Here is a 22,741-nt window from a genome sequence, read left to right as displayed (position 1 = left end):
GGGGGTCAGGGCTGGCGGGCGTACACGAGGCGCGTCAGGGACCGGGCGGGCAGGGTGAGGTCCGCGCCGAGCGGGCGTCGGGCGGGCGGCGCCTCGTCGTCCACGGTCTGCGCGGTGAAGCCTTTCGCGCCGAGCAGCCGGTAGCCGGGCAGGGCGGTGCGCAGCACGGCGGGCGTGGTGGCGGTGTTGCTCGCGATGACGGTGAGGCGCGTGCCGTTCAGGGCGGCGTGCGCCCACACGGCGGGGTCACTGCTGTGCAGCGGGAGCGCCGTGCCCGCGTAGGTGCGCAGTTCGCGGAAGGCGTACAGGGTGGGGCGCGGGATGCCCGCGAGGTCCACGAGGCCGTGGCTGCCGGACCCGATCAGCGCGAAGTACTGCGCGAGGGTCGCGCCGCCGTCCGCGAGGCGCAGGGTCGTCTCGGCCGCCCAGAGGGCCGCGACCATGTCGGACAGGTGCCGGGAACGGTTGGAGACGTACGACAGGCCGTACTCGGTCACGCCGTACCCCACCGTGCGGCCCGCGCCGAGCGGATTGCTGGCGGGATCGGCCATCAGGGCCCGGTGGCGCTGCAGGTGCTGCGTGACGCGGTCCGCCGTGGCGAGCGCGTCCTCGTCGCTGCCCTGCCCGTCGGTGGGGTACTCGTGCCATGTCAGCAGGTCCACGACGTCGCCGCAAGCCTTCACGAACGCCTCCAGGAAGGGGCCACCCGCGCCCGTCACGTTGGACACGGCCGGGCCGGCGAAACGGGCACGCGGGTCCACCTGCAGGATCGCGGCGCGCTGCGCGCGGAAGGTACGGCAGTAGCGTTCGGGCGTCCAGCTGGGGTCGCCACGGTTGGTGGCGTACAGGTCCGGTTCGTTCCCGATCTCCCAGTACTCCACGTTCAGGCCGAGGGCGCGGGCGTCTCGGGCGGCCTGCGCGGCGTCCTCGGGGCGGTTTCGGGCGTCGGGGCGGGTGGAGAACACGCGCGTCTCGACGGTCGCCCGCGCCTGTGGTCCGGCGAGCTGGAGGGTGGAGCGGAAGCCGGTCAGGCCGGAGCGGGTGAGGTCCTGCTCGTCGCCGACGTTGCCGGGCGGGTAGCGCAGGCTGGTCGGCGCGATGGACCGGACCGCTGGGAGCGCTTCCGCGACCGACATGTCGTACGGCACGTTGAATCCCGACACCGCGAGCGGCGAGATGGATGTCCCGGTCTCACCGAGCGTCAGCGTGACGACGGCAGGTGTCCCGGCGCCAGGCACCGGTCCGCCCGCCGGGGGGGCAGCGGGCGCGGCGGCATTCACCGCGCCGAGCAGCAGCAGAGAGGTCGTCAGCAGCGCCCGCAGGGGCCTGAGCGTGACGCCAGCGATCCCCGTCATCCCTTGGTGGCCCCGGCGGTCAGGCCCGCGATCAGCTGACGGCTCGCGAGGGCGAACACCACCAGCAGCGGCAGCACCGTCAGGCCCACCCCGAGCATCAGGGCGCCCCAGTCGGTGTTCACGAGGCCCTGCAGGCTGCGCAGCGCGAGCGGCGCCGTGAACGTCTGCGCGCTTCGGAAGATGATGAGCGGCCCCAGGAAGTTGTTCCACGACGCGATGAACGTCACGAGACCCAGCGTCGCCATGGCCGGACCGCACAGCGGCACGATGATGCGGCGGTAGATGGTGAACTCGCTGCACCCGTCGATGCGGGCCGCCTCGACCAGTTCGCGCGGGATGGCTGAACCGATGTACTGCCGCATCAGGAAGATCCCGAACGCGCCCGCCATGCCCGGCACCCACAGGGCGCGGGGCGTGTCGATCCACCCGAAGGCCTGCATGATCAGCGCGAACGGCACGATGTTCAGCGCGTTCGGGATGAGCAGCGTCGCGAGGACCACGTTGAACAGCCCGTCACGGAACCGGAAGTTGTACATCGCGAAGGCGTACCCGGCGAGCGAGCAGAAGAACAGGGTGGTGCCGGTCGCCATGACGGCCAGGTACAGGCTGTTCCACAGGTTCCGCCAGAAGGGCGTGCGGCCGAGCAGGCTGTCGTAGTTCTGCGGGGTGTGGTCACCGAACCACGCGGGCGGCGGGAGGTTGAAGATCTCACTGCGGGAGTGCGTGGCGAACACGAACATGAAGTAGAAGGGCAGCACCGTGAGGAGGGCGCCCGCGACGAGCAGCAGCAGGGCCGCGCCGCGCCCGAGGGGCTTGAGGGCGCCGCCTTCACGGGCGGGGGCGGGCGGGCGGGTGTAGGTGACGGCCATCTCAGTCGCTCCCGGAGAGTCGGCTCTTGCCGAAGATGCGGTTGTTCACGAGGGTCAGGGCGCCGATCAGGATGAACAGCAGCCACGACATGGCGGCGGCGAGTCCGGCGTCGCCGTAGAAGTTGTACGTGCGGTACATGTACATGACGGTCGTGAGGGCCACGCTGCCGATGCCGCCCGAATCGCCCGCGATGATGTACGGTTCCTCGAACAGCTGCAGGTTCCCGATGAGCGTCAGGGTGATCGCGACGAACATGATGGGGCGCAGCAGCGGGAGCGTGATGTACCGGAACTGCTGCCCGGTGGTGGCGCCGTCCACGCTGGCCGCCTCGTACAGGTCCGACGGGATGGCCTGAATGCCGGACAGGTACAGCACGGTGTTCCAGCCGACGTAGCGCCACACGACGACGCTCGCCACGGCAGGCTGCACGAAATCGCGGTTGCCGAGCCAGTTGATCTTCTCGGCGGGGAACAGGCCGCCGATGAGCGGCAGGTGGTGCAGGCCGGTCAGGACGACGTTCAGCACGCCGTACTGCCAGCTGAACAGTGTCACGAAGATGACGGACACCGCGACGACCGACGTGATGTACGGCAGGAAGTACAGCGCCGTCACGAGGCCCTGCACGCGCTTGAGGCTGGTGTGGATCGCGAAGGCGAGCGGAATGGCGATCAGGTGCTGCGGCACGCCGGACTCCAGCGCGAGGATGCCGGTGTTGCGCAGCGACTGCCAGAAGGTGGGGTCCGTGAGGTTGTCCGTGAAGTTCCGCCACCCGATGAACTTCATGCTGCCGAGGCCCGCGGCGGGCTGCCAGCTGTGGAAGGACAGGTACAGCGAGAACACGATCGGGAACAGGCCGAACACCAGGAACAGGATGAAGAAGGGGCTGATGAAGATGTACGGCGCGTAGCGGCGCTGGAAGGACTCCCAGCGTTCGGCGGGACTGCGTTTCGGGCGGGGTGGGGCGGTGGCGCTCGCTTGCATCGGCGTGAGGTCTCCTGCGGTGGAAAAGGGTTCAGGGGATGTGGACGCGGGCGGCCCCCCGGTGGGGGAGCCACCCGTGCGGAGGGACTTAGCGGGCGCGGCGGGCGATGAGGCCCTGGGCGTCCGTGAGGGCCTGCGGGACGGTCTTGCTGCCGTCGAGCACGGCACTCAGCGCGTCGGCGACGATCTGGTCGGCGACCGGGTCGAGGCGGTTCACGTCGATGGGCTTGATGTTGTTGGCGGCGGTGCGCCACACGAGGCGGGCCTTCTGGTTGGCGAGGTACGGGACGCCCTCGTTGAAGAGCGGGGCGGTCTGCGCGGCCTTGAGGGCCGGGAAGGCGCCGGTCGTCTTGAAGGCCAGGATCTGCTGGGCGGGATCGGTCGTGAGGTACTTGATGAGTTCCCACGCTTCGGCCTTGTGCTGGCTCTGGTTGGGGATGCCGTAGAAGGACCCGCCGTAGCTGGTGAAGCTCTTGCCGGGCAGCTGCTGGGAAGCCCACTTGCCGCTGAAGTCCTTGGCGAGCCAGTTCTGCATGTGGCCGACGAGCCACGCGCCGCTCACTTCGGTGGCGAGGTTGCCTTTCTGGAAGGCGGTGGTCCAGTCGCTGCTGAAGGCCGCACCGGCGCGGGCGTCGAGCTTGGCGTCACGGATGGCCTTGGCGACCGTGAAGGCCTGCACGAAGCGCGGACTGGTGGGGCTCACGAGGACCTTGTTGTTCTTGTCGAAGTACAGGCCCTCACCGCTCGCGAGGCCGGTGCGGATGATGATCTGCGCGACTTCGGAAGCGTCGGGAATCAGGAAGGTTCCGGGGTTCGCGGAGACGATCTTCTTGCCGGCGGTGACGTAGGAGTCCCAGCTGCGGTTGAGGTCGGCGGCGCTCACGCCGGCCTTCTTGAGGTAGTCGGTGCGGTAGAACATCGAGCCGGGGCCGATGTCGGTGGGCATGGCGACCATACGGCCGTCGTCGGTGATGGCCTGCGGGAAGGTGTAGTTCACGAACTTGCTGCGGTATTGTCCGGCGCTGTAGGGCGCCTTGCTGATGTCGACGAGGCCGCCGCCCTCGGCGAACTTGGCGACGTAGCCGAAGTCGATCGCTTCGACGTCGTTGGCGCCGCTGCCGGTGGCGAGGGCGGTGGTCAGGGCGTTGTGGTGGTCGCCATACGCGAGGGAATTGATCTTGATCTCGATGTTGGGGAACTTCTTGTTGAAGCCGGGGATGGCGGCCTTGACGACACTGTCGAGGTCAGGGAAGACGCCGACCGTCAGGGTGACTTTGGCCTGGGCGTGGCTGGTGGAGAGCGTGGCGGCGGCCAGCAGGGAGAGGGACAGGGACAGCAGTGCGTTCTTCATGGGTTCCTCCTGGGAACTGGCACGGACGTGCCGGAGAGTGGCATTGAAAGCGCTTTCAGATGAAGGTCGCGGTGCACCGAAGGGTCTCGGCGTGCGCCTCCCGTGGAAGGTCAGACAGGAACAGAACAGAGATCTACGAAGGACCGGTCAGGGATTCCGGCGGCGCACGGTGGACTCGCGCAGCACCAGCCGCACGTCCAGGCGTGCCACCTCGGCCCGCTCGCCGCGCAGCAGGCGCAGCATTCCGAGGGCCGCCTCGCGGCCCATGTCCTCCACCGGCTGCTGCACGGTGGTGAGTGGAGGCGTGGTGTACATGGAGCCCGGCAGGTCGTCGAAACCCACCAGCGAGATGTCCTCCGGGACGCGCAGACCCTTGCGGTGCAGCGCGAGCCTCGCCCCGTACGCCATCTGGTCGTTCGCCGCGAAGATCGCACTGAAGACCTTGCGGCCGTCCACCAGACGCGTGGCGGCGAGAAATCCGGCCGCCTCGTGGAAATCGCCCGGCTGGACGAGGTCCGCGTCGAAGGTCAGGCCCGCGTCCTCGAGGGCGGCCCGGTAGCCGTCCACGCGGTCCTGCGCGTCCCGGTGCGTCGGTTCGCCCGCGATGTGCGCGACGCTGCGGTGCCCGAGTTCGATCAGGTGACGGGTCGCCTCGTACGCCCCGGCGCGGTTGTCGAGCCGCAGGCACTGGTCCTCCAGGCCGGGAACGGTCCTCCCGAGCACGATCATCGGGAGTTGACGGCTGACTTCCTGCAGGCGGTGGTCGGGAACGCCGCCGCCCAGCACGATGACGCCGTCCACCTTGCGGGAGAGGAGAAAATCGATCGCTTCGAGTTCCTCCTGCAGGTGCCAGTGCCCGCTGATGAAGATCGGGTGGTAGCCGGTGCCCTGCAGGGCGCCCTCGATGCCGCGCAGCATGCTGCCATAGAAGGGGCTGGAGATGTCCTGGGTGAGGATGCCGACGCCCATCGTCCGGCCACTGGCGAGACTGCGGGCAAGCACGTTTGGGCGATAGTTCAGCTCGGCCATGATACGGATCACCGTCTCGCGCTTGGCGTCACTCACGCGGGCCGTTCCGTTGATGATGCGGGATACGGTGCTTGAGGACACGCCAGCACGACGTGCGACCTGGTCGAGCGTGACAGTCTGTTCCATAAGTGCTTGCCGTGACAATACGCCATCAAGAAAGCGCTGTCAAACGCACGACCTGAGGCAGCCCCGGACAGGCTGCATCCGCTCCCAGTGGGACGCCATCCGGCCCCATTAAGATCCGGAAAAGACTGAATTCGGTGCAGGCGGCGGCGGCCATGGACGCCCCACCGGAATCGGTCTCCGCCAGCCACCAGGCCCGCAGGAACACGCAGAACACAAAAAATTCCTCCCAGACGTATTTGCTGCACCTGCCGGCTCGCCCGCTGGGTCCCGGAAGCGCTTGCAACCGCGCCCGACAGCAGCAGGGGCGCGGCTCCGACCAGCGGAACGCGCGCCCCTCCCCTCACCCGGCTGCCCGCCGGGCGGGCAGCCGGTCACATCACGACGATGCCGTGGTGCTTTGCCTTGCTCTCCGGCTCGACGTGAATGGTCACCTCGCTGCTGGGAATTTCCTGCTCGATCGCCTCCTCCAGCTGATCGCAGATGGCGTGCGCCGCCTCCACCGTCATGTGACCCGGCACCACGAGGTGAAAGTCGATGAAGGTCACGGCGCCCGCGTGCCGGGTCCGGAAGTCGTGCGCTTCGAGCGCGCCGCTCGCGTGCGTCGCCACCAGCGTCTTGATCTGGTGCTGCACCGCGACGGGCGCCGCCTCGTCCAGCAGGCTCACGAGGCTGTTCTGCACCAGCGAGTACCCGACCCACAGGATGTACAGCGCCACCAGAATCGCCGCGATCGGGTCGAGCACCTGCCAGCCCGTGAGCTTCACGAGGATCACGCCCGCCAGCACCCCGATGCTCGTCACCACGTCACTCAGCAGGTGGTGACCGTCCGCCACGAGCGCCGGTGATTTCAGCGCGCGGCCCGTGCGCAGCAGGTACTGCCCGTACGCCCAGTTCAGCAGGGTCGCGACCGACGACACGGCCAGGCCGATCCCGAGCGCCTCCAGCTCTGCAGGGTGCTGCAGGGCCTGCACCGACTGCCAGATGATCGCGATGGCCGCCACGATGATCAGGGCGCCCTCCAGCACGGCACTGAAGTACTCGGCCTTCTGATGCCCGTACGGGTGGTTCTCGTCCGGCGGGCGGCGCGCGACGAGCAGGGCCGCGATGGCTGCTCCGGCCGCGACGACGTTGATGACACTCTCCAGCGCGTCGGAGAACAGCGCCACACTGCCCGTCAGCAGGTACGCGCCGCCCTTGAGAGCGACGACGATCACGCTCAGCAGCAGACTGAGATAAGCGCTTCTTACGGCCATACAGGGCCTCCTGGGAGGGTGGAATGCAGCACACCAGACCATATCAGTCTTTCCGGCAGCGCCGCTCCGTCCCAGCACCGTTGTTCCCGGTGCAGGAACAGCCGGGCATGGAGCGGCACTTCACCCGGGATGCCCGCTCACGTTCCCGGCGCGGCCGCCGCGCCAGCATGACCGGCATGGAAACACGCACGCTGGGAACGTCGGACCTGCAGGTGTCACTGGTGGGACTGGGCTGCAACAACTTCGGCGCGAAACTCGATCAGGCCGGGACGGACGCCGTGGTACAGCGCGCGCTGGAGGCGGGCATCACCTTCTTCGACACGGCCGACGTGTACGGCGGCACGCAGGGCGGCCCGAAAGGCACGTCGGAGATCATGCTCGGCCGCGCGCTGGGCCGCGACCGGGACCGCGTGATCCTCGCCAGCAAGTTCGGCGCGGACATGGGCACGGACGACCACGGCCCCCTGAAGGGCGCGCGGCCCGAGTACATCCGCCGGGCGCTGGAAGCCAGCCTGAAGCGCCTCGGCACGGACCGCCTCGACCTGTACCAGCTGCACATACCGGACCCCTCCACCCCGATCGAGGACACGCTCGGGACACTCAACGACCTCGTGAAGGAGGGCCTCGTGCGTTACGTGGGCTGCTCGAACCTGCCCGCCAGCGAGGTCCGGCACGCGGACGCCGCCGCCCGCGCCGCCGGGGGCGTGACCTTCGTGTCGTGCCAGGACGAGTACAGCCTGCTGGTCCGCGAGGTGGAGGACGACCTGCTGCCCACCATGCGCGAGCTGGGCCTGGGGCTGCTGCCGTACTTCCCGCTCGCGAGCGGGCTGCTGAGCGGCAAGTACCGCGCCGGGGAGGCCGCGCCCGCCGGGTCCCGCCTCGCGTCGTGGAAGGGCCTGGGGAACCGCTACATGACGGACGAGAACCTCGCCCGCGTCGAGGTGCTGCGCGCCTACGCCGAGGAGCGCGGGCACACGCTGCTGGAGCTGGCGTTCAGCTGGCTGGCCGCGCAGGACGGCGTGAGCAGCGTCATCGCGGGCGCGACCAGCCCCGAGCAGATCGACCAGAACGTCGCCGCCGTCCGCTGGACCCTCACGCCCGAAGAGGTGGACGCCGTGGATCAGCTCACGTCGCGCACGCAGGCCACGCCCTCCTGACCTTGCCACCGGGCAACCGTTCAGGAGCAGTGCCCGGCCGGATGAAGAGCCTTCAGCCTCCCCCCCAACAAGACAGGCCCGCACACCTTCCGAGTGTGCGGGCCTGCCTGCTGTGAACTGGGGATGGTGTGGTCCGGGGCCGGGTCAGCTGCGGCGCGTGATCTTGACCTCGTACTTGCCGCTGCGGCCTTCCTGCTTGACGCTCAGGGTGGCGTTGCCGCGCCCGTTGAAGGTGGCGTTGTAGTGGTTGCCGCTGCGTTTGCTGGCGACCAGACGGTAACCCTGACCCTGCAGTTCGTGAACGTAGCGGACGTACACGCTGTCGAGGTTCTCACGGCTGGTGAAGCTGGACTCCCATTCGCTGCGGGACGTCCAGGCGGGCATCGGGGCTGGCTTGGGCGTGGCGACCGGCGCGGGACGGGGGGCCGGGGCAGGCGTGACCGGCGCGGGGCGGGCGATGGGAGCAGCCACGGCGTACTGCACGGTGCTCGTCACCCAGGCGTTGTCCTTGACGGGATTGACGACGATGCTGAGCGCCTGGGCGAGGCCCGCCTGACCCTGCACGTTCACGGTCGCGAAGGTGTCCTGCGAGGTCTTGAAGGACGACAGCTGCGTCAGGTTCAGCGGGGTGCTGCTCGCGAGGGCCAGCACCTTGTTCACGCCTGCCGGACCGGCGATGTCGAAGGTGAACTTGTCGCCCGTGCCGGGGAAGGCCTTGACGACGTTCGCCTTGACGAGCGCCTCGCCACTGAAGCGGTTCGGGAGGATCTGCGTGACGCCGCCGTCCGCCTCGACGTTGAAGAGGTACACGTAGGCGTCCTTGTTGGGCGTCACGAAGATCTGGATCTTGTCGCCGCGGCTGTAGCTGGGGGTGTTCTGGCCGCTCGGGTCACGGTCCGTCCAGACGCGGACCTTCAGGTCGCTGGTGACGGGGTTCACGATGATGCTCTGCGCGCTGATCTTCGGGGCGGCGCTGGCCGCACCGAGGGCGAGGACCGGCAGGGTGGCGAGAAGGATGTGTTTCATGCCCCGAGGATGCCTGCCGGCAGTGACCCCAGCCTGACCGGGACATGCAGGCCATGAGGAGGCTGCTCTCAGGACACGTTCACGTCCGCATGCACCAAGCGAGGCGCGTCAGAGGGGCCAGGCGCGGTCGTAGGCGGCGATCATGTCGTCCATCCGCCGGTCGAGGGCCGCGTCCACCACCTGCCGGGCCGGGTCGGCGTCGTACCACGCCATGATCTCCTCCGCCCCGCGAGCGAAGGGAATGACGGGCCGGAACGCCGGAACGGCGCGCCGCACCTTGCTGTTGTCAAACACCATGCTGTGCGCCTTGTCGCCGAGCAGGCCCGCACCCCACGCGGCGTCGTACGCGGCGATCAGGTCGGACGGCAGGTACACGGGCCGGAATTCCGCTCCGGCGGCGCGCGCGACCGTCTCGAAGATCTGATTCCAGGTGAGGACCTCGTCGCCGGTGATGTGGTAACTCTCACCGACCGCGTGCGGGTTCCCGATCAGGCCCAGGAAGCCGACCGCGAAATCCCGGTGGTGCGTGAGCGTCCACAGGGACGTGCCGTCACCGTGCACGACGACGCGCTTGCCCTGCCTCATGCGCTGCACGACCGTGTAGCCGCCGTCCATCGGGAGGAGCGTCCGGTCGTACGTGTGCGAGGGCCGCACGACCGTGACGGGAAAGCCCTCCTCGCGGTACGCGCGCGTGAGGCGTTCCTCGCAGGCGATCTTGTCGCGCGAGTACGCCCAGTGCGGGTTGCGCAGCGGCGTGGATTCCAGGATGGGAAGGCTGGCGGGCGGGGTCTGGTACGCGGACGCGGAACTGATGAAGACGTACTGCGCCGTGCGGCCACGGAAGACGCGCAGGTCCGCCTCGACCTGCTCCGGCGTGAACGCGATCCAGTTCACGACCGCGTCGAAGGAATGACCGGCCAGGACCTGCGTGAGGGCCGCCTCGTCGTGCAGGTCGGCGTGCAGCTGTGTCACGCCTGCCGGTGCGGGCCGTGCGGACGCGGACGTGCCGCGGTTGAGGAGGTACAGGTCCACGCCCTGCTGCGCGGCGAGCGCCGTGCAGGCGCTGCTGATGATGCCGGTCCCGCCGATGAACAGTACTTTCATGCGTTCCCCCTGCGTGCGGCCCCCGCCCGCACGGCTTGCCGTGCGGGCGGATGACTGGCCGGACGACCCTGATGGTGGCACGCGCGGACGCGGGTGGCGAGCCGGAACGGCGAATCCTAACAACTTCTGAACACGCGGCTGTCATGCTCCCTGCATGAATCCACATCCCGTTCAGGCAGCGCACGAAGACAACGACGACGAGATGGTCGGCCAGATCCTCAGCCGCCGCCGCGCCCTGAACCTGCTGGGCCTGGGCGGCATGGCCCTCACGGCGGGACTGGTCGGCTGCGCCAGCAGCACCTCGGGCACCACGACGCCCACCACCGGCAGCGGCAGCGGGACCGGCACGACCCTCCCCAGCTGCGTGGTGCGTCCCGCCCTGACGGAAGGGCCGTACTGGGTGGACGAACGCATCAACCGCAGCGACGTCCGCAGCGATACCGGCACCGGCACCGTCTCGCAGGGCGTCCCGCTCAGCCTGGAGTTCGTGATCTCGAAGGTCGGGACGGGCAGCTGCACCGCGCTGAGCGGCGTGATGGTGGACATCTGGCAGTGCGACGCGCTCGGCGTGTACAGCGACGTGAGCGGCAACGGGCAGGCGACCACGACCGGCAGGAACAACCTGCGCGGGTACCAGCTGACCGACGCGAACGGCAGCGCGAAATTCACGACCATCTACCCCGGCTGGTACGAGGGCCGCGCCACGCACGTCCACTTCCGGCTGCGGGTCCTGAGCAGCAGCGGCGGCACCTCGCAGGAGTTCGTGTCGCAGGTGTTCTTCGACGACTCGGTCAGCGACACCGTGTACAGCACCGTCAGCCCGTACACCTCCAAAGGCTCGTCGCGCAGCGTCCGCAACGCGAACGACCAGATCTACCGGAACGGCGGCAGTCAGCTGCTCCTGACCCTGAGCGGCAACGCGCAGTCCGGCTTCACGGCCAGCATGGACGTCGGCATGAACATCGCCTGACCCGGCGTCCCGCCCGCCCCGCCCACCCCCTCTTCCCGCTGTTCCACAGGAGTTCCCATGACCGACCTCAAGTACCAGGGCCCGCACGCCACTCCCGAAGACGACAACGATGACGACCTCGTGGGCGAGATCCTCAGCCGCCGCCGCGCCCTGCGCGCCCTCGGAATCGCAGGCGGCCTGACCGTGGCGGGCGGCGTGCTCGCCGGAGGTGCGGGCGGCCGCCCGCCCGGCCCGCCCCCGAGCGGCACGGGCGGCATGGGCACCAGTGCCGGGACGAGCGGCGTGAAGGGCCTGCCCGGCTGCGTGGTCCGGCCCGCACAGACGCAGGGGCCGTACTGGGTGGACGAGCGCCTGCAGCGGCGCGACATCCGCAGCGACACCCACACGCGCGCCGTGAAGCCGGGCGTGCCGCTCGTGCTGACCTTCGACGTGTCGCGCGTCGGCGTGGGCGTGTGCGAACCGCGCGCGGGCATCCTGGTGGACGTGTGGCACTGCGACGCGGCCGGCGTGTACTCCGACGCGAAAGACGCCGGGTACGACACGCGCGGGCAGAACTTCCTGCGCGGCACGCAGCTCACGGACGCCAGCGGCAAGGCCACCTTCAGCACCATCTTCCCCGGCTGGTACGCGGGCCGGGCCGTGCACATCCACTACCGGCTGCGCGTGCTGAACGGCAGCACCGTGAAGGGCGACTTCGCGTCGCAGCTGTTCTTCGACGAGGCCGTCACCGACACCGTCCACAAGGCCGCACCGTACCGCAGCAAGGGCCGCCGCGACACCCTCAACGCGAACGACATGGTGTACCGGAACGGCGGCAGCCAGATGCTCCTGCAGCTCAAAGGCAGCGCGAGCAGGGGGTACACGGCGACCTTCGACGTGGGCCTGAACATCGCCTGACCATGACATGCCGCTCAGCCAAGGTGGACTTCAGGGCGGGGCACGGGCCGCTATGCTGAACGTGAGGTCCGAACCGTGAAGATGGTGCTGCTGGTCGAGGACAGCCTGACGCTGCGCGACATGGTGCGCGAGTACCTGGAGGCGCACGGGCTGGGCGTACGCGTCGCGTCGAACGGGCAGGAGGCGCTGTACGCCTGCCGTCACGACCCGCCGGACCTCGTGCTGCTGGACGTGATGATGCCGCACATGGACGGCCTGACCTTCCTGCGCGCGTACCGGGCGTCGTGGCACGCGCCCGTGATCCTGCTGACCGCGCTCGACGCGGAACGCGACAAGATCGCCGGCCTGGAGAGCGGCGCGGACGACTACGTCACGAAGCCGTTCTCGCTGGCGGAACTGCTCGCGCGCGTGCGGGCTCAACTGCGCCGCGCGGACGGCCCGCAGGGCACGAGCGTCCTGCGGCACGGCCCGCTCACGCTGGACCTCGACGCCCGCTCGGTCCGGGTGTCGGGCGAGCCGGTCACACTCACCCGCTCGGAGTTCGAGCTGCTGGCCGCCCTGATGCGCTCGCCGGGACGGGTGCTGTCCCGCCCGGACCTGCTCGCCTGCCTGCAGGACGACGGGAGCGCGTCGGAGCGGACCATCGACGTGCACGTCCGCAACCTGCGCGTGAAGACCGAACCCGACCCCGGACGGCCCAGGTGGCTGGAGACGGTGTTCGGCATCGGGTACCGCCTGCGGCCCGAAGCCGCCCGATGAACCTGCTCGGTTGCGGTGACGTGGGACCCGGTGCGTCGCCCGCACCCCCTTCCGCTTCCGTCAGACCGGACGCCGTGCCGCTCCGGACGCGCCGACCCACGCTGCTCGCCGGGACGCATGGCGCGCGGTAAGGGCGTGTGGCGCTCCCTGACGGGACGGCTGGCGCTGGCGTTCGTGGCGCTCAGCGTCCTGACGCTCGGCCTGGTGGGGGCCTTCTCGTACGCGTTCACGCGCGCGCAGTTCCGGCAGCTGCTGACCGAGCAGGTCCGGACGGAACTCGTGCAGGAGCTGCAGACGTACGAGGCCCTGCACGGCAGCACCGCCGGATTCCGCGAGCACCAGGGGAAAGGCCCGCCGGAACGCTCCGGTCCCGGAAGCGCGCCGGGAGGGCAGGACCGTCCGTCCGCCCCGGCGGTCGGCGGCCCCTTCACCGTCCTCGACGCGCAGTACCGTCCCCTGACGCCGTCCACAGGGCACGTGGCGGGCCACACGCTGCCCGTCGCCGAGCGGCAGAACCTGATGCCCGTGCCGGACGCGAGCGGAACGCGGACCATCGCGTACCTGCGGCCCACCGGGAACCAGCCGCCGCAGGACGCGCGCAGCGCCGCCTTCCTGAACAGCGTGGCGCGCGCCGTCCTGACCGTCATGGTGGTCGCGGCGATCCTCGCCGTCCTGACAGGCGGCCTGCTCGCCCGGACCCTGCTGCACCCGCTGCGGCTTCTGCTGCGCGCCATTCACGCCATGCAGCGCGGCGAGCGCGTCCCGCGCCTCCCCAGAACCGGGCCGGACGAACTCGGGGAGGTGCTGGTCGCGTTCAACGCCATGCAGGACGAGGTGAACCGTCAGCGGCACGCGCAGCGGCAGTTGACGGCCGACATCGCACACGACCTGAACACGCCGCTCAGCGTGATCGGCGGGACGCTGGAAGGCCTGCTCGACGGCACTTTCCCGCCCACCCCGGAACGCCTGACGCGCCTGCAGCACGAGACGCGGCACCTCACGGCCCTCGTGCGGGACCTGCGCTTCCTGGCGCTCGCGGACGCCGGAGAACTGCGCCTCACGCGGGAACGCACGCCGGTCGGCCCGCTCCTGCGGGACGCCACGCTGCGCTTTCAGGAGCTGGCCGACCGGGCCGGAGTGACGCTCCACGCGACCCTCCCCGACCCCGGCCCAGACGCGCCCGTCGACCCGGTACGGGTGGTGCAGGTCGTGCAGAACCTCATCAGCAACGCCCTGACGCACACACCGCCCGGCGGGACCGTCACACTGAACGCCCGCACGGACGGAGCGTCGTACGTGGTCAGCGTGCACGACACCGGCCCCGGCATCCCTGCCGACGTGCTGCCGCACATCTTCGAGCGGCTGTACCGCGCCGACCCGTCCCGGCACGCGCCCGGCTCGGGACTCGGCCTGAGCATCGCCCGCAGCATCGTCGAAGCCCACGGCGGACGCGTCACGGCGACGAGTACGCCAGGCCACGGGACGACCGTGACCTTCACGCTGCCACTTCAGGACTAGAACCTCCACAGGCAGGACAGGGTGAAACGAGCAGGAGGGGGAACGAGGCGCGCCGCCTGTTCCCCCTCCCCTGCTGCCGGGCCGTTCAGCGCGGCAGGAGCGTCTGGCCCATCAGGAAGCGGTCCACTTCGCGGGCGGCCTGGCGGCCTTCGCGGATCGCCCAGACCACCAGCGACTGGCCGCGCCGCATGTCGCCCGCCGCGAACACGCCGGGGACGTTGGTGGCGTAGCCGGTTTCGTCGTCGGTGCTGGCGCGCGCGTTGCCGCGGCCGTCCTTCTCGATCCCGAACGTTTCGAGGACGCTGCCGAGCGGGCTCATGAAGCCCATGGCGAGCAGGACGAGGTCGGCGGGCAGGAGTTCCTCGCTGCCTTCCACCTCGGTCATCTTGCCGCCTTCCCACTGGACCTTCACGGTGCGGATGCCGGTCAGTTTACCGTTCTCGCCGACGAATTCGCGGGTGGCGACCGCGAACTGCCGTTCGCCGCCTTCCTCGTGGCTGCTGCTGGTACGCAGGCGGTACGGCCAGTACGGCCAGCTGAGGGGTTTGTACTCGCTTTCCGGCGGCATGGGCATCAGTTCGAACTGCGTGACGCTGCGGGCGCCCTGCCGGTGGCTGGTGCCCATGCAGTCGCTGCCGGTGTCGCCGCCGCCGATCACGATGACGTTCTTGCCGGTCGCGAGGATCTGACCGTCGCCGTTCCAGCCGTGGTTTGCGCGGTTCTGCTGCGGCAGGAACTCCATCGCGAAGTGTACGCCGTCCAGTTCGCGGCCCGGGACGGGCAGGTCGCGGGGGTGTTCGGCCCCGCCCGCGAGGAGCACCGCGTCGAACTCGGCGCGCAGCTGCTCGGCACTGATCGTCTCCTGGTGGTGGGACGTGACCTTGATGCCGGTGGGCAGGTCGCCCACGAGGACGCCGGTGCGGAAGGTGACGCCTTCCTGCGTCATCTGCTCGACACGCCGGTCGATGTGGTGCTTCTCCATCTTGAAGTCCGGGATGCCGTAGCGCAGCAGGCCGCCCACGCGTTCGTTCTTCTCAAAGACGGTCACGTCGTGCCCGGCCCGCGCGAGCTGCTGCGCGGCGGCGAGGCCGCTGGGGCCGCTGCCGACCACGGCGACGCGGCGGCCCGTCCGGACTTCCGGCGGTTGCGGTCGCACCCAGCCTTCCTGCCAGGCACGGTCGATGATGGTGCGTTCGATGCTCTTGATGCCGACCGCTTCGCTGTTGAAGTTCAGGGTGCAGGCGGCCTCGCAGGGGGCGGGGCAGATGCGGCCCGTGAATTCCGGGAAGTTGTTGGTGGAGTGCAGCACGTCGATGGCGGACTTCCAGTCCTGCTGGTACACGAGGTCGTTGAAGTCGGGGATGATGTTGTTGACGGGGCAGCCGTTGTTGCAGAAGGGAATGCCGCAGTCCATGCAGCGGGCGGCCTGCTGTTTGGCGTCCTGTTCCTGCAGGGGGTTGACGAACTCGCGGTAGTGCCGCAGGCGAGCCTCGGCGGGCTGGTAGGTGTCCTTGACGCGCTCGTACTCCAGAAATCCGGTGACTTTCGCCATGCTGTGTTCTCCTGCGGGGGTGCGGGCGCCGCCCCGTGGTGGGGGCGGGCCGGGTGGGTTCAGGGGGTCAGTGCGTGCGGGTGGTCTGGCCGGACTGCGCGTGGCCCTCGACGGTGCCCGCGTCGGCCTGCAGCTGCACGCTGTCCATCTCGGTGAGGGCGCGGCGGTACTCGTGCGGGTAGACCTTCACGAATCTCGTCATGGCGGCGTCCCAGTTCTCGAGGAGGTCGCTGGCGCGCACGCTGCCGGTCCACGTGTGGTGGTCCTCGATGAGTTTGCGCAGCTGTTCCTCGTCGGTCATGCCGCGGTGCAGGTGCCCGTCGCCCTGACCGGCGCGCAGCGCCTCCAGCTGGGCGTCGCTGCTGCGGAGCGGTTCGATGTCGACCATGCTGGTGTTGCAGCGCGAGCGGAAGGTGCCGTCCTCGTCGTAGACGTACGCGACGCCGCCCGACATCCCGGCCGCGAAGTTGCGGCCCGTCTGGCCGAGCACGACGACGGTGCCGCCCGTCATGTACTCGCAGCCGTGGTCGCCGGTGCCTTCCACGACGGTGCTCGCACCGCTGAGGCGCACGGCGAAGCGTTCGCCCGCCACGCCCCGGAAGAAGGCCTCGCCGCTCGTCGCGCCGTACAGCACGGTGTTGCCCGCGATGATGTTGCGGGTCGCGTCGCCGCGGAAGTCGATGCTGGGCCGGATGGCGACGCGCCCGCCGGAGAGGCCCTTGCCGGTGTAGTCGTTCGCGTCCCCGATCAGGTACAGGGTGATGCCCTGCGCGAGGAACGCGCCGAAGCTCTGCCCGCCGTTCCCTTCCATCTGAATGAAGATGGTGTGGTCGGGGAGCCCTTCGGGCCGCGTGCGGATGAGTTCGCCGGACAGCATGGCGCCCACGCTGCGGTTGACGTTGCGGGCCGGGTACAGCAGTTGCACCTTCTCGCCGTGATCGATGGCCGCGCGGACCTTGTCGATGAGGACGTGGTCGATGGCGCGGGCGAGACCGTGGTCCTGGCTGCTCTCGTGGCGGCGCACGAGGTCGCCGCCTGAGCGGTAGAAGACGCGGCTGAAGTCCAGGCCGCGCGCCTTCCAGTGCGCGATGCCGGCGCGGGTGTCGAGCAGGTCGCTGCGGCCCACGAGGTCCTCGAAGCGGCGGATGCCGAGCTGCGCCATGATGGCGCGCACTTCCTCGGCCACGAAGAAGAAGAAGTTGATGACGTGCTCGGGCTTGCCGCTGAACTTCTTGCGGAGTTCAGGGTCCTGCGTCGCCACGCCGACCGGACAGGTGTTCAGGTGGCATTTGCGCATCATGATGCAGCCTTCCGCGACGAGCGGCGCGGTCGCGAAGCCGAACTCGTCCGCGCCGAGCAGCGCGCCGATCACGACGTCACGGCCGGTCTTCATCTGGCCGTCCGCCTGCACGCGCACCCGGTCGCGCAGCCCGTTGAGGACCAGCGTCTGCTGCGTCTCCGCGAGGCCCAGTTCCCAGGGGGTGCCGGCGTGCTTGATGCTGCTCCAGGGGCTCGCGCCGGTCCCGCCGTCGTGCCCGGCGATCACGAGGTGGTCGGCCTTCGCCTTGGCGACGCCGGCCGCGATGGTGCCCACGCCGACCTCCGACACGAGCTTCACGCTGATGTCCGCGCGCGGGTTGACGTTCTTGAGGTCGTGGATGAGCTGCGCGAGGTCCTCGATGCTGTAGATGTCGTGGTGCGGCGGCGGGCTGATGAGGCCCACGCCGGGCACGCTGTGGCGCAGCATGCCGATGTACTCGCTGACCTTCCCGCCGGGCAGCTGTCCGCCCTCGCCGGGCTTGGCGCCCTGCGCCATCTTGATCTGGATCTGGTCGGCGGACACGAGGTACTCGGTGGTGACGCCGAAGCGGCCGGACGCGACCTGCTTGATCTTGCTGCGCAGGCTGTCGCCGTCCTGCAGTTCGTAGTCGGCGAGCAGGCGGCCCTCGCCGATGATGTCGCCCACGCGCGTTCCGGCCTGGATGGTGTGGCCCTTGCGTTCCTCGCGGTAGCGGGCGGGGTCCTCGCCGCCCTCGCCGGTGTTGCTCTTGCCGCCGATGCGGTTCATGGCGACGGCGAGCGTGGTGTGCGCCTCGGTGCTGATGCTGCCGAGACTCATGGCGCCCGTCGCGAAGCGTTTCACGATGGACGCGGCGCTCTCGACCTCTTCGAGCGGCACGGCGGCGGCCGGGTCGAGGCGGAAGTCGAACAGGCCGCGCAGCGTCATGTGACGGCGGCTCTGGTCGTTGATGATGCCGGAGTACTCCGTGAAGGTGCGGGCCTCGCCGCTGCGCACCGAGTGCTGCAGTTTGGCGACGGCGTCCGGCGTCCACATGTGCTCCTCGCCGCGCGCGCGCCACGCGTACTCGCCGCCCACGTCGAGCGCGTTCCGCAGCAGGGGGTCGTTGCTGAAGGCGGCCGTGTGGTTGCGGATGGCTTCTTCGGCCACCTCGAACACGCCGATGCCGCCCACCTGGGTGCTCGTGCCGCTGAAGTAGCGGTCCACGAGTTCGCGGCTCAGGCCGACCGCCTCGAAGATCTGCGCGCCGCAGTAACTCATGTACGTGCTGATGCCCATCTTGGACATGATCTTCGACAGGCCCTTCCCGATGGCCTTGACGTAGTTGGCGATGGCCTTGTCGCTGCCGACGCCGGAGGCGGGGTCGCTGTGCTGCGAGATCAGCGTCTCCAGCGCGAGGTACGGGTGGATGGCCTCGGCGCCGTACCCGGCGAGCACCGCGAAGTGGTGCACTTCGCGCGCGTCGCCCGTCTCGACGACGAGGCCCGCCGAGGTGCGCAGGCCCTCACGGACGAGCGAGGTGTGGATGGCCGACAGGGCGAGCAGGGCGGGCACAGCGACCCGTTCGCGGTCGAGGCGCCGGTCCGTGACGATCAGGATGCTCGCGCCGCCCTGGATGGCGTCGGTGGCCTGCGCGCACAGCGACGCGAGTTTCGCTTCGACGCCCTCACGGCCCCACGCGGCGGGGTACGTGATGTCCAGCTCGTGCGGTTTGAACTTGCCGCGCGTGTGCTCCGCGATGCTGCGGATGCGGGCCATGTCGTTGAAGTCCAGGATCGGCTGGGACACTTCGAGGCGCATGGTGGGGTTCGCGGCGTTGATGTCGAGCAGGTTCGGTTTCGGGCCGATGAAGCTGCGCAGCGACATGACGACCGCCTCGCGGATCGGGTCGATGGGCGGGTTCGTGACCTGCGCGAACAGCTGACGGAAGTAGTTGTAGAGCGGCTTGTTGCGGCTGCTGAGCACGGCGAGCGGCGAGTCGTTGCCCATGCTGCCGATGCCTTCCTCGCCGAGCTGCGCCATCGGTCCGAGCAGGAACTTCAGGTCCTCCTGCGTGTACCCGAAGGCCTGCTGCCGGTCGAGGAGCGTCTCGGGGTGCGCTTCGACGCTGCCGGACACGTCGATGCTGCTGAGGTTCACGCGGACGTTGTCGATCCACTGCCGGTACGGTTTCGCGCCGGAGTACTGCGCCTTGAGTTCGTCGTCCTCGATGATGCGGCCCTGCTCGAAGTCGATCATGAACATCTTGCCGGGCTGCAGGCGCCACTTGCGGACGATCTTGTTCTCCGGGATGGGCAGCACGCCGCTCTCGGAGGCGAGCACCACGAGGTCGTCCTTCGTGACGATGTACCGCGCGGGGCGCAGCCCGTTGCGGTCGAGCGTCGCACCGAGCTGGCGGCCGTCCGTGAAGACCATCGCGGCCGGGCCGTCCCAGGGCTCCATCATGGCGGCGTGGTACTCGTAGAAGGCGCGGCGGCGGTCGTCCATCAGCGGGTTCTGCTCCCACGCTTCGGGGATCAGCATCATGGCGGCCTGCGCCATCGGGTACCCGGCCAGCGTGAGCAGTTCCAGGGCGTTGTCGAAGGTGGCGGTGTCGGACTCGCCCTCGAAGCTGATGGGGTACAGCTTCTTCAGGTCGTCCCCGAGGACGGGGCTGCTCATGACGCCCTCGCGGGCGCGCATCCAGTTGAAGTTGCCCTTCACGGTGTTGATCTCGCCGTTGTGCGCCACCATGCGGTAGGGGTGCGCGAGCGGCCACTCAGGGAAGGTGTTCGTGCTGAAGCGCTGGTGGACGAGCGCGAGCGCCGACACGACCGTCTCGTCCTGCAGGTCGAGGTAGTACTGCCCGACCTGATCGGCGAGCAGCAGGCCCTTGTAGATGACGGTGCGGCACGACATGCTCGGCACGTAGTACTCGCCGCCGTGCGTGAGCCGCAGGTACCGGATGGCGTTGCTGGCGCGGCGGCGGATCACGTACAGCTTGCGTTCCAGCGCGTCCGGCACGAGGATGTCCGGCCCGCGCCCGATGAACACCTGCCGGATGATCGGTTCCTTCTCGCGCACGGCGGGACTCATGGGCATGTCCCGGTCGACCGGCACGTCACGCCAGCCGAGCAGCACCTGGCCTTCCGCGACGATCACGCGTTCGAGTTCCTGCTCGCACACGCGGCGGGACGCCATCTCCTTGGGCAGGAAGATCATGCCGACGCCGTACTCCCCGGCGGGCGGCAGCGTCACGCCCTGCGCCTGCATCTCGCGGCGGTAGAAGGCGTCCGGAATCTGAATAAGAATACCGGCGCCGTCGCCCATCAGCTTGTCTGCGCCGACCGCGCCACGGTGGTCGAGGTTCTCGAGGATCTTCAGGCCCTGCTGCACGATGCTGTGCGCCTTGCGGCCCTTGATGTGCGCCACGAAGCCCACGCCGCACGCGTCGTGCTCCTGCGTCTTCTGGTACAGGCCGTGCTGCTCGGCGTCGGCTCGGGCGGCGTCCGTGCCGGTCTGATCGCTGTTCGTGCTGGACAGGTCGCCCTGGGTGACCGGGGTGGATTCCACGTCGCTCCGCTCTGACGTATGCTGTTGGGAGACATCCTTCTGACCGTTCAATTCCTGCTCGTGCATCGTTATCCCTCCAGTAACCTGCCGGGCGGGCCGGTCTATCCGTTCACCATACCCGAGGACCGCGTCCCGGATTGGGTGTTTGTTTATGCGTCTTCATGAACGCCCCCTTGCATACAGGGCCCCGACCTGCTTGACCGGCGCCGCCACCCGCACGGGCGTGTCATGATGCCGGCATGTACGACCCCTCCATGCGGGTGCTGACGGTCCTGGAACTCCTTCAGGAGCACGAGGAGATCACCGGGCAGGAACTCGCGCGCCACCTGGAGGTCAGCGCGCGTACCGTGCAGCGGTACGTGGCACGGCTGCAGGACCTCGGCGTGCCCGTCGAGGGTCGGCGCGGCGTCGGCGGCGCGTACCGGCTGCGGCCCGGCTACCGGCTCCCGCCCCTGATGTTCACGGCGCAGGAGGCCACCAGCGTCGCGCTCGGCCTGCAGGCCCTGCACCTGCTGGGCCTGGACTCCCTCACGCCCGCCACGACCGGCGCCCGCAGCAAACTGCGCCGCGCCCTGCCCGCCGCGCTTCGCGAACAGGTGCAGGCGCTGGAGCAGGCCGTGCAGTTCGGGCAGGGGGACGGCGTGCGGACGGACGCTGCGCTGCTCGCGGCCCTCACGGTCGCCGTGCAGCAGGGCCGCACCGTCACCTTCCGCTACCCGCCCACCGGGCCAGACCGTGAGGCGCGCGGTCCACAGACGCGGCGCGTGAACGTGTACCGCGCCCTGCATCACTGGGGCCGCTGGTACGCGGTCGGGCAATGCCACCTGCGCGGCGCGCTCCGCAGCTTCCGGCTCGACCGCATGACCGACCTGCAGATCTGCCCGGAGCGCTTCGTGCCGCCGCCCGATTTCGATGCCCTCGGCGTGCTGCTCGCCATGCCGGACCCCGTACACACCGTCGAGGTGTGGCTGGACGCCCCGCCTCACGCCCTGCGCGCCCGCCTGCACACCTGGGGTGCCGCCCTGGAGCCCGACGGAACCGGGACGCGTCTGCACTGCCAGCGGGACGACCTGCACAGCTTTGCGGCACACCTCCTGACCCTCGGCTGCGACTTTCGCGTGCACCGCCCCGCCGCCCTGCTGGACGCCCTGCAGGACCACCAGCGGCGCTGCGCCACCGCCCTCGGCGCCCGGAACGGACCCGGCGTGACTGCCTGAACCCACCGTTCGCTGATCGGGACTCAGCCGAGCGAAACGCGTGACAAACGTCCCGTCCGGGGGAGGCGGACCTGGATTCGGCGCTGTTCCTGAAGGTGACTGTTCCCGAAGGTGACCGGCACGAAAGCGGACGGCGGACAAAGAGGACATGAAACACGGCGAATCCATGTGGATTCGCCGTGTCCTGGTTCTGCTGTGCTTCAGGGCACAGCGGAACTGTTCGGGAGAGGAATTACTTGTTGCGGGCCGCTTCCATGGTGTGCTTCAGGTCGCGCACCTTGTCGTGGCTGGCCTTGATCTTGGCGTACTGCGCCTCGACCACCGAGCGCACGTCGGCAGGCAGCTCGTCTTTCAGGACTTCCTCGTAGTTGCCTTTCGCGACGTCCTCGCCGCGTTCGGCCTCGGCGACGACGGCGTAGTCGTCGCTGCCGGTCAGGGCGTCACGGACGTTCAGCCAGCCGCGGTGCAGGGCCGCGCCGACGCTGCCGCCCTCGCGGGGCGTCTCACCGTACTGGCGGGTGAGAGGTTCGAGGTCCGAGGCGAGCGAGGCGCGCTCCTGGCTGAGGCTGGAGAACATGCTCTTGAGGTCGGCGGCTTCGGCCTTCTCGGCCGCGTCCGCGAAGCCTTTCTCGCCGTCGCGCAGCGTGCCGGACAGTTTCTTCAGGGCGTCACCGATCTGTTCGTTGTTCATGGCTCCAGTGTGCGGGGGCGGCCCGGGGCGTAC

Annotated in this window: 17 protein-coding genes; 6 read left to right on the top strand and 11 right to left on the bottom strand. The window is 69.4% G+C overall.

The features are described from left to right. Nucleotides 1-5: 5 nt before the first annotated feature. From IEY33_RS05875 to IEY33_RS05850, 6 genes are all read right to left on the bottom strand, one after another. Nucleotides 6-1,355, bottom strand: a complete 1,350-nt coding sequence (locus tag IEY33_RS05875; RefSeq protein ID WP_229670811.1) for a glycoside hydrolase family protein — start codon at nucleotides 1,353-1,355, stop codon at nucleotides 6-8. Further along, a complete protein-coding gene (locus tag IEY33_RS05870; RefSeq protein WP_188961358.1) occupies nucleotides 1,352-2,224 on the bottom strand; it encodes a carbohydrate ABC transporter permease in 873 nt (290 codons plus the stop codon). The genes IEY33_RS05875 and IEY33_RS05870 overlap by 4 nt, the downstream gene beginning before the upstream one ends. A 1-nt stretch (nucleotide 2,225) precedes the next feature. Continuing rightward, nucleotides 2,226-3,206 (bottom strand): carbohydrate ABC transporter permease, encoded by a 981-nt coding sequence (locus IEY33_RS05865; RefSeq protein WP_188961357.1) that lies wholly within the window; start codon nucleotides 3,204-3,206, stop codon nucleotides 2,226-2,228. Between the two features lie 88 nt (nucleotides 3,207-3,294). Continuing rightward, entirely contained in the window at nucleotides 3,295-4,557 is a 1,263-nt protein-coding gene (locus tag IEY33_RS05860; protein WP_188961356.1) for an extracellular solute-binding protein, read from the bottom strand. 147 nt (nucleotides 4,558-4,704) lie between these two features. After that, nucleotides 4,705-5,712, bottom strand: coding sequence for a LacI family DNA-binding transcriptional regulator (locus IEY33_RS05855; protein WP_188961355.1), 1,008 nt, complete (start codon nucleotides 5,710-5,712; stop codon nucleotides 4,705-4,707). Nucleotides 5,713-6,083: 371 nt separating this feature from the next. After that, nucleotides 6,084-6,965 (bottom strand): cation diffusion facilitator family transporter, encoded by an 882-nt coding sequence (locus IEY33_RS05850; RefSeq protein WP_188961354.1) that lies wholly within the window; start codon nucleotides 6,963-6,965, stop codon nucleotides 6,084-6,086. Nucleotides 6,966-7,141: 176 nt separating this feature from the next. Here IEY33_RS05850 and IEY33_RS05845 point away from each other — a divergent pair, with 176 nt between their 5' ends. Beyond that, the gene (locus IEY33_RS05845; RefSeq protein WP_188961353.1) at nucleotides 7,142-8,122 is read left to right on the top strand and encodes an aldo/keto reductase; all 981 of its coding nucleotides are present in this window, start codon (nucleotides 7,142-7,144) and stop codon (nucleotides 8,120-8,122) included. Between the two features lie 144 nt (nucleotides 8,123-8,266). Here the strand turns inward: IEY33_RS05845 and IEY33_RS05840 are convergent, their stop codons facing one another. Then, the gene (locus IEY33_RS05840) at nucleotides 8,267-9,148 is read right to left on the bottom strand and encodes a DUF4384 domain-containing protein (protein WP_188961352.1); all 882 of its coding nucleotides are present in this window, start codon (nucleotides 9,146-9,148) and stop codon (nucleotides 8,267-8,269) included. 108 nt (nucleotides 9,149-9,256) lie between these two features. Next, nucleotides 9,257-10,252 (bottom strand): SDR family oxidoreductase, encoded by a 996-nt coding sequence (locus IEY33_RS05835; protein ID WP_188961351.1) that lies wholly within the window; start codon nucleotides 10,250-10,252, stop codon nucleotides 9,257-9,259. A 154-nt stretch (nucleotides 10,253-10,406) separates the two neighbouring features. Here IEY33_RS05835 and IEY33_RS05830 point away from each other — a divergent pair, with 154 nt between their 5' ends. From IEY33_RS05830 to IEY33_RS05815, 4 genes are all read left to right on the top strand, one after another. Continuing rightward, complete coding sequence (locus IEY33_RS05830) at nucleotides 10,407-11,222, top strand: intradiol ring-cleavage dioxygenase (RefSeq protein WP_188961350.1); 816 nt, start codon at nucleotides 10,407-10,409, stop codon at nucleotides 11,220-11,222. Between the two features lie 57 nt (nucleotides 11,223-11,279). After that, on the top strand, nucleotides 11,280-12,119 hold the full coding sequence (locus IEY33_RS05825; protein WP_188961349.1) for an intradiol ring-cleavage dioxygenase: 840 nt from the start codon (nucleotides 11,280-11,282) through the stop codon (nucleotides 12,117-12,119). An 81-nt stretch (nucleotides 12,120-12,200) separates the two neighbouring features. Then, nucleotides 12,201-12,878: a response regulator transcription factor gene (locus tag IEY33_RS05820; RefSeq protein WP_188961645.1), complete on the top strand. Its 678-nt coding sequence runs from the start codon at nucleotides 12,201-12,203 to the stop codon at nucleotides 12,876-12,878. 117 nt (nucleotides 12,879-12,995) lie between these two features. After that, a complete protein-coding gene (locus IEY33_RS05815; RefSeq protein ID WP_188961348.1) occupies nucleotides 12,996-14,396 on the top strand; it encodes a sensor histidine kinase in 1,401 nt (466 codons plus the stop codon). 85 nt (nucleotides 14,397-14,481) lie between these two features. Here the strand turns inward: IEY33_RS05815 and IEY33_RS05810 are convergent, their stop codons facing one another. Next, nucleotides 14,482-15,948, bottom strand: a complete 1,467-nt coding sequence (locus IEY33_RS05810; RefSeq protein WP_188961347.1) for a glutamate synthase subunit beta — start codon at nucleotides 15,946-15,948, stop codon at nucleotides 14,482-14,484. A gap of 67 nt (nucleotides 15,949-16,015) precedes the next feature. Continuing rightward, nucleotides 16,016-20,770, bottom strand: a complete 4,755-nt coding sequence (locus IEY33_RS05805; protein ID WP_505691148.1) for a glutamate synthase-related protein — start codon at nucleotides 20,768-20,770, stop codon at nucleotides 16,016-16,018. 269 nt (nucleotides 20,771-21,039) lie between these two features. Between IEY33_RS05805 and IEY33_RS05800 the strand changes: the two genes are divergently transcribed. After that, nucleotides 21,040-22,017, top strand: a complete 978-nt coding sequence (locus IEY33_RS05800) for a helix-turn-helix transcriptional regulator (RefSeq protein ID WP_188961345.1) — start codon at nucleotides 21,040-21,042, stop codon at nucleotides 22,015-22,017. A 232-nt stretch (nucleotides 22,018-22,249) separates the two neighbouring features. Here the strand turns inward: IEY33_RS05800 and IEY33_RS05795 are convergent, their stop codons facing one another. Then, nucleotides 22,250-22,708 (bottom strand): PA2169 family four-helix-bundle protein, encoded by a 459-nt coding sequence (locus IEY33_RS05795; protein ID WP_188961344.1) that lies wholly within the window; start codon nucleotides 22,706-22,708, stop codon nucleotides 22,250-22,252. Nucleotides 22,709-22,741: the final 33 nt, after the last annotated feature.

Origin of the sequence: Deinococcus aquiradiocola (assembly GCF_014646915.1) — a bacterium.
GTDB classification, from domain to species: Bacteria; Deinococcota; Deinococci; order Deinococcales; family Deinococcaceae; genus Deinococcus; species Deinococcus aquiradiocola.
Note: the sequence above shows the minus strand (reverse complement) of the source record. Positions and strands in the feature narration are given on the sequence as shown.

What these genes read in the sequence shown, in the direction of transcription:
- IEY33_RS05875 (WP_229670811.1), bottom strand. Translation starts at nt 1,355, where the DNA reads ATGACGGGGATCGCTGGCGTCACGCTCAGGCCCCTGCGGGCGCTGCTG.
- IEY33_RS05870 (WP_188961358.1), bottom strand. Translation starts at nt 2,224, where the DNA reads ATGGCCGTCACCTACACCCGCCCGCCCGCCCCCGCCCGTGAAGGCGGC.
- IEY33_RS05865 (WP_188961357.1), bottom strand. Translation starts at nt 3,206, where the DNA reads ATGCAAGCGAGCGCCACCGCCCCACCCCGCCCGAAACGCAGTCCCGCC.
- IEY33_RS05860 (WP_188961356.1), bottom strand. Translation starts at nt 4,557, where the DNA reads ATGAAGAACGCACTGCTGTCCCTGTCCCTCTCCCTGCTGGCCGCCGCC.
- IEY33_RS05855 (WP_188961355.1), bottom strand. Translation starts at nt 5,712, where the DNA reads ATGGAACAGACTGTCACGCTCGACCAGGTCGCACGTCGTGCTGGCGTG.
- IEY33_RS05850 (WP_188961354.1), bottom strand. Translation starts at nt 6,965, where the DNA reads ATGGCCGTAAGAAGCGCTTATCTCAGTCTGCTGCTGAGCGTGATCGTC.
- IEY33_RS05845 (WP_188961353.1), top strand. Translation starts at nt 7,142, where the DNA reads ATGGAAACACGCACGCTGGGAACGTCGGACCTGCAGGTGTCACTGGTG.
- IEY33_RS05840 (WP_188961352.1), bottom strand. Translation starts at nt 9,148, where the DNA reads ATGAAACACATCCTTCTCGCCACCCTGCCGGTCCTCGCCCTCGGTGCG.
- IEY33_RS05835 (WP_188961351.1), bottom strand. Translation starts at nt 10,252, where the DNA reads ATGAAAGTACTGTTCATCGGCGGGACCGGCATCATCAGCAGCGCCTGC.
- IEY33_RS05830 (WP_188961350.1), top strand. Translation starts at nt 10,407, where the DNA reads ATGAATCCACATCCCGTTCAGGCAGCGCACGAAGACAACGACGACGAG.
- IEY33_RS05825 (WP_188961349.1), top strand. Translation starts at nt 11,280, where the DNA reads ATGACCGACCTCAAGTACCAGGGCCCGCACGCCACTCCCGAAGACGAC.
- IEY33_RS05820 (WP_188961645.1), top strand. Translation starts at nt 12,201, where the DNA reads ATGGTGCTGCTGGTCGAGGACAGCCTGACGCTGCGCGACATGGTGCGC.
- IEY33_RS05815 (WP_188961348.1), top strand. Translation starts at nt 12,996, where the DNA reads ATGGCGCGCGGTAAGGGCGTGTGGCGCTCCCTGACGGGACGGCTGGCG.
- IEY33_RS05810 (WP_188961347.1), bottom strand. Translation starts at nt 15,948, where the DNA reads ATGGCGAAAGTCACCGGATTTCTGGAGTACGAGCGCGTCAAGGACACC.
- IEY33_RS05800 (WP_188961345.1), top strand. Translation starts at nt 21,040, where the DNA reads ATGTACGACCCCTCCATGCGGGTGCTGACGGTCCTGGAACTCCTTCAG.
- IEY33_RS05795 (WP_188961344.1), bottom strand. Translation starts at nt 22,708, where the DNA reads ATGAACAACGAACAGATCGGTGACGCCCTGAAGAAACTGTCCGGCACG.